Source organism: bacterium (assembly GCA_035945995.1).
In the GTDB taxonomy this organism is placed as follows: domain Bacteria; phylum Sysuimicrobiota; class Sysuimicrobiia; order Sysuimicrobiales; family Segetimicrobiaceae; genus DASSJF01.
On sequence record DASYZR010000159.1, the window covers coordinates 1 to 6,085 of the forward strand.

At 68.0% G+C, this 6,085-nt stretch carries 5 protein-coding genes; all 5 read right to left on the bottom strand.

Features of this window, described 5'->3' with window-relative positions:
- Positions 1-10: 10 nt before the first annotated feature.
- The gene (locus VGZ23_18835; protein HEV2359650.1) at positions 11-967 is read right to left on the bottom strand and encodes an ABC transporter permease; all 957 of its coding nucleotides are present in this window, start codon (positions 965-967) and stop codon (positions 11-13) included.
- 50 nt (positions 968-1,017) lie between these two features.
- Positions 1,018-2,556 carry an ABC transporter substrate-binding protein gene (locus tag VGZ23_18840; protein HEV2359651.1) on the bottom strand — a complete coding sequence of 513 codons (1,539 nt, stop codon included), beginning with the start codon at positions 2,554-2,556 and terminating at the stop codon, positions 1,018-1,020.
- Between the two features lie 135 nt (positions 2,557-2,691).
- Positions 2,692-4,635 carry an aconitate hydratase gene (locus VGZ23_18845; GenBank protein ID HEV2359652.1) on the bottom strand — a complete coding sequence of 648 codons (1,944 nt, stop codon included), beginning with the start codon at positions 4,633-4,635 and terminating at the stop codon, positions 2,692-2,694.
- A 94-nt stretch (positions 4,636-4,729) separates the two neighbouring features.
- Positions 4,730-5,707 carry a uroporphyrinogen decarboxylase family protein gene (locus VGZ23_18850; GenBank protein HEV2359653.1) on the bottom strand — a complete coding sequence of 326 codons (978 nt, stop codon included), beginning with the start codon at positions 5,705-5,707 and terminating at the stop codon, positions 4,730-4,732.
- On the bottom strand, positions 5,704-6,085 hold a 382-nt coding region (locus tag VGZ23_18855; protein ID HEV2359654.1), incomplete at its 5' end, for a pyridoxal-phosphate dependent enzyme. The genes VGZ23_18850 and VGZ23_18855, both read right to left, overlap by 4 nt.

The following is a 6,085-nucleotide window of genomic DNA, read 5'->3' on the forward strand; positions in this document are numbered from 1 at the left end:
GCGGCGACGCTCACGTCGGGGATCCCCCCAGCGTGATGCGCGGGTCGATGATCGAGTAGACGATGTCGACGAACAGGTTAACCGCGAGCACGGAGAAGGCGCTGAACATCACCACGCCCTCGAGCATCGGAAAATCGCGGGCGTAGATGGACTCGACGGCGAGCCGGCCGAGGCCCGGGATCGAGAAGATCGTCTCGGTGATGACGACGCCGCCGAGCAGGGTGCCGAGCTGAATGCCCATCACGGTGATCACCGGGATCACCGCGTTCCGCAGCGCGTGGCGCACCAGCACCGTCACGGCGGCCAGTCCCTTCGCGTTCGCGGTGCGGACGAAATCCGCGCTCATGACCTCGAGCATGCTGCTGCGCAACTGCCGCATCACGACCGCGGCCAGCACGACGCCGAGCACGAAGGCCGGCATGATGATCGTGCGCAGATTGCGGCCGAGGTCGTGCGTGGGCGGCACGAAGCCCGAGGCGGGCAGCCAGTGGAGATTGACCGCGAAGAGATAGATCAACATGATCCCGAGCCAGAAGTTCGGAATGCTGAGGCCGGTGAGCGCGGCCGCCGACGCGGCATAGTCCACCGCCGTCCGGCGGCGCCAGGCCGCGAGTACGCCGGCCGGAATGGCGATGGACCAGGCGATCAGGAGCGCGAACGCGGAGAGCTCCGCGGTCACAGGGATCTTCTGCAGCACGGTTGCGAGCACCGACCGGTTGTCCTTGAACGAATGGCCGAAGTCGCCGTGCAGCATGCCGCCGACCCACCGGGCGTACTGCACCGGGAGCGGCTGGTCCAGGCCAAGTTGATGCCGGAGGGCGACCAGGGCGTCCGGGGAGGCCTCCTCGCCGAGGAAGAGCCGCGCCGCGTCGCCCGGGATCAGGTTGATGAGCGTGAAGATGATCACGCTGACGAAGAAGACCACGGGAATCATCTGGAGAAGCCGGCGGGCGATGAAGCGCAGCATCGGCTTTCAGCCGCCGGGGGAGGCCCGGCGCGCGGGCCTCCCCCGTTGCGCTATTGCGACAGCCAGGCCGAGGCGAACCGCATCATGCCGTCCGGCACGTGCACGTACCCATGCACCTTGGTGGACACCAGTTTGTATTCCTTTGGGAAGTACAGCCAGACGTAGGGCATGTCGTCCGCGAGGATCTTCGTCACCTCGCCGTACGCGCGGCGGCGCTGATTCATGTCGTTGAGCAGCCTCGCCGCGTCCAGCAGCTCCGTCACCTTCGGGTTCGTGTAGCCCGCGTCGTTGAACGAGCCGATCCCGGACGGCGTCATGAACGGGTAGATGTCGAAATCCGGATCGGGCCGGCCGCTCCAGCCGAGCAGCGCCGCCTGGTGCTGCAAATGATCCGTCGTCGTCAGCAGCTGTCCGAACTCGAGCAGCTGAATCTTCATCTGGATGCCCGCTTCTGCGGCCATGGACTGGATCGCCTGGAGGATCGACTGGTTGACCGGCCCAGGCGTCGACAGCACCGTAAACTCGAAGCCCCCGGGGTGACCCGCCGCCTGCAGCTTCTCTTTGGCCAGCGGGATGTTGCGCGGCGGGATCTTCCAGTTCGGATCGTAGGCCGGTGTCCCGTTCGGGAAGAACGAGTAGGCGGGAAAGACCGCGCCCTGCAACACCACGTTCGCGATCGCGTTGCGGTCGATCGTGGCATTGAACGCCTGGCGGAGCGCCTTGTTATCGAACGGCGGCTTCGTCACGTTCAGATAGATGCCGTCCCACTCGAATGCACCGTGGACGAGTAGTTTGAACCTAGCGTCCGGCTTCGCCGCCTCGGCCGCCAGCGATTTGATCTGCGGCGCCGGCACGCGGTTGATGATGTCCACGTCGCCCGACTTGAGGTTGGCCACGCGCGCGTTGTCGTCCACAAACGGCCGGTAGACGATCCGGTCGAGGTACGGCTCGCCCTTCGCCCAGTAGTTGGGATTGCGCTGCAGCGTGACGTGATCTTGAGGAATCTTCTCGACGAACGAGAACGGGCCGGTCCCCACCGGGTGGAGGGCAAAGTCGAGGCCCTCCTTCTGCGCCGCGGCCGGGGACACCATCATGCCGGCCCGGTCGGTGAGCACGTAAAGCAGCGGGCTGTACGGCTTCTCGAGGTTGAGGCGCACCGTGGAGGCGTCGACGACGGTCACGCTTTGGACCGGCAGAATCTCGCTGCGCCGCGCGGAGGGGAACTTGGGGTCCTTCATGCGCTCGAAATTGTACTTGACGGCGTCCGCGTTGAAGGGCGTGCCGTCCTGGAACTTGACGCCCTGCCGCAGCTTGAAGGTCACGGTCTTGCCATCGGGGCTGCTCGTCCAGGAGGTCGCAAGCATCGGGACGATCGTGAGATTCGCGTCGGTGTCGACGAGCTTGTCGTAGAGGTTCTGATAAACCTGCCGGTCGACCGCCGCGGTGGACCGGTGAGGATCCATGTTCGGCGGATCGGAGTCGAGCCCCGCGCGCAGCGTTCCGCCCCGCCGTCCGCCCTGCGCGGACGCGGCTCCCAGCCCGCCCGCCAGCAACACCGCGACGAGCACCAGCACGCTCCATCTGCGCATTCCGCAACCCCTTCCCCGCGGAGTCACACCCGCTCGAAAAAGCGACAACCTATTCCGGAGGCCGATGAGGAATCCTCCCCGGCGCGTCCGCCGCCGGGGATGCGTTACAGGCCTGTGACACCGTACGCAACGCGCTTAGTGGACCGGATGCGCCCTCGTGTGCGCGAGCTTGCCGCCCTCGAGAAGGTACCCCCGCTCGCGGCGGTTCAGCGAGAGGTCGACCCGGAACGTCGTGCCCCTGGTCGCGTTCCGGACGGTCAGTTGCGCCGCGCCGCCCTCGACCTGCGCGCGGACGTCCCGAATCTCGAGCACGTCGCCCTGCGCCACCCGCTCGTGGTCCGCCGGGTCCGCAAACGTCATGGGGAGAATCCCCCAGTTGATCAGGTTGGCCAGGTGGATCCGCGCGAAGGCCTTGACGATCACGCCGGTGATCCCGAGGTACATCGGCGCGATGGCCGCGTGCTCCCGGCTGCTGCCCTGCCCGTAGTTCCGCCCGCCGACGATGAGCCCGCCCCCGTGCTCCTTCGCCCGCGCCGGGAACGTCGGGTCCACGCGGTTGAAGACGTACTCCGCCAATTTCGGGATGTTGGACCGGTACCGGAGGATCTGCGATCCCGCCGGCATGATGTGGTCGGTGCTGACGTCGTCGCCCAGCTTGATCAGCACCTCCCCCCGCAGCGCCTCTGTGAGCGGGCCCTTCAGCGGAATGCCGACGATGTTGTCGCCCTTGATCACCTGCACCGCCGGCGCCTCGGCCTCGGACGCCGGGGGCACCAGGCTCGCGTTGTCCTGGGGCAGCCGCCGGGGCTCCTCCTGCGCCGGGGCACGCATGCCGAGCGTGCGGGGATCGGTGATCACGCCGGCGATAGCGGACGCCGCGGCGACCTCGCTCGACGCGAGATACACCTCGTCGTCCTTCTGCCCGCTGCGGCCCTTGAAGTTCCGGTTGATCGCGCGCAGCGACTTCATCCCTTTCGCCGGCACGTGGCCGACGCCGATGCACGCGCCGCACGTCGCGGCCTCCACGTTCACGCCGGCGGCGATCATCTCCGTCAGCAGGCCTTCCCGCGCGAGCACCTCGAGGTCGAGCCGGCTGCTCGGATGCACAAAGAACGTCACGTCGGGATGGACCCGCCGGCCCTTCACGATCTGCGCGACCGCCTTGAGGTCGGTGTAGGAGCCGTTGGTGCAGGACCCGACCATGACCTGGTCGATCTTGATGCCGGCGGCCTGGGAAATCGGGACGACGTTGTCGGGATTGCTCGGCATCGCGACCAGCGGCTCGATCGCGCCGAGATCGACCTCCATGGATTCGTCGTACGCGGCATCCCGGTCGGGCAGCACCTCGCGCCAGGCGTCCGCGCGGCCGATGCGCCGCAGGTAGTCGCGGGTGATCTCGTCCGACGGGAAAATCGACGTCGTCGCGCCGAGCTCCGCGCCCATGTTGCAGATCGTGATCCGCTGCTGGACGTTCAGGGTCCGGATCCCGGGTCCAGCGTACTCGAAGACCTTGCCGAACCCGCCGCTGGCGGTGAGCCGGCGCAGCATCTCGAGGATGACGTCCTTGGCGGTGGACCACGCGGGGAGCTGCCCGGTCAGCTCCACCCGCACGACGGCCGGCATGTCGAGGTAGTACGGGCCCCCGCCCATCGCCACGGCGACGTCGAGGCCGCCGGCCCCCATCGCGTAGACGCCCATCCCGCCGATGTGCGGGGTGTGGCTGTCGGCGCCGAGCGCCGTGTCGCCGGGGGCGGCGAAGTGCTCTTGCTGGATCTGGTGGCCGATGCCGGCGCCCGGCTTGGCCCACCAGATCCCGTACTTGCGGCCGGCGCTGGCAAGGTAGACGTGGTCCTCGGTATTCTCCTCGCTCACCTGCAGGACGTTGTGGTCGCCGTAGGTGCAGGCGATCCTGCAGCGAACGCGGTGCAGCTGCATCGCCTCGAAGTGCATCATCGCGGCGGTGCCGGTGATGTCCTGGATGAGGATCTCGTCGATTTTGATGCCGATCTCTTCGCCGGGCACCATCCGGCCGTCGACCAGGTGCGCGCCGAGAATTTTCCGCGTCACGTTGTCGCCCATGGCCCCGCTCCTTCGAACCCGCCTCCCCGGCCCGGCCGGCGCCGGCGTGCCCGGGGCATCCGTTGTCGCGCCCCTACCTTATATATAGGACTTCTCAGGCCTCCCGCGCCGCGGCGATCGCGGCGCGAATGTTGGCCTCCGGCGTATCGAGCGGCATGACGCACCCCGTCGTCACGATGTGGCCGCGGCCGCCGGTCTGCGCGATCGCGTCCCGGACCTCCGCCGCCACGTCGTCGGGCGTGCGCTTGGACAACGTGTTCCAGGCGTCGATGCCGCACGCCAAACAGGCCTGAGTTCGCCGGCGCGCGTCGGCAATCGTCGGCGCCGTCTCGCGCGCGTGCCAGTTGACGATCTGGACCGGGTAGTCGTCGAACAGATCGAACATCACGTTCACCCCGTGGATGTGGAGGAAGACCAGCCCGGCGCCGGCTTCGTCCAGCATCCGGAGGTCGTAGGGCCGGCCGAACTCCTCGTATTCTTCCCGGGTGAGGTAGTCGGTCGTCGCCATCTGGCTCGAGAAGAATATCCCGTCCGCCCCCGCGGAGAGGATGTTCCGGACGAACGCCACCTGGACGTCGGTAATGATCTCCAGCCCCTCGTGGAGGGCTTCCGAGTTCTCGCGCAGATAGCGGACCGCCGCCTGTTCGCCCGCCAGCGTGCGCGCGATGCTGAGCGGGCTGAACACCGTCTCCAGCACGTGCACGTCGCGGCCCACCGCGTCGGCGACGAGACGGATCGCGTGGGCCTCCCGGCCGTACACGCCGCCGCTCGTGTCGAGCCGCCGCAGCTTGCCCCAGTCCGCCGCTTTCTTGATCGGACGTTCGCTGACCGACCGGACGCCCTCGCGGTTCGGCTTATAGCCGGCCCGCAGCCCCCAATCGTCGCCGTAGTAGCCGCTGGCGGGGGTTACTTTCAGCAGATCGGGCTCGTAGGCACGATAGAACGCGATGTGGGCCTCGGCGAGCCGCTCGGCCTTCTGATCCACCTCCGGGAAGTGCCGCCACAGCGCCGCCGGCACCTTGTCGGGGCGCTTGCCGGCGATCGCCGAATCGATCCGTTCGCGGTGCGTCACGCCTCCCCACCCCTTTGACGGGTGCCGCGCAGCATCGAGGCCACCGCCGCGACGCGGGCACGGTCCGCGTAGAACTCGCCCAACTGCTCTACCGGAATATTGCCCCCGCTCAAAATCAGCACCACCGTCTTGCCGCGGAGCCGTTCCCCGAGGCGAAGAGCGGCGGCCGTGGACGCCGCGCCGGCGCCTTCCGCGGTCTGCCGCGCGGCCTCCCCGAGGAGCACGATCGCGCGGCGCAGCTCCTCGTCGCTCACGAGCACGATCTCGTCGAGGAGCCGGCTCAGAATTGTCACGGGCAGCGCGAACGGCACCCGCGTGGCGATCCCCTCGGCAAAGGTCTCCACGCGGTCGAGCGACACCATCCGGCCCTCTTTGAGG

Coding starts and splice junctions, on each gene's coding strand:
- VGZ23_18835 (HEV2359650.1), bottom strand. CDS start 967: ATGCTGCGCTTCATCGCCCGCCGGCTTCTCCAGATGATTCCCGTGGTC.
- VGZ23_18840 (HEV2359651.1), bottom strand. CDS start 2,556: ATGCGCAGATGGAGCGTGCTGGTGCTCGTCGCGGTGTTGCTGGCGGGC.
- VGZ23_18845 (HEV2359652.1), bottom strand. CDS start 4,635: ATGGGCGACAACGTGACGCGGAAAATTCTCGGCGCGCACCTGGTCGAC.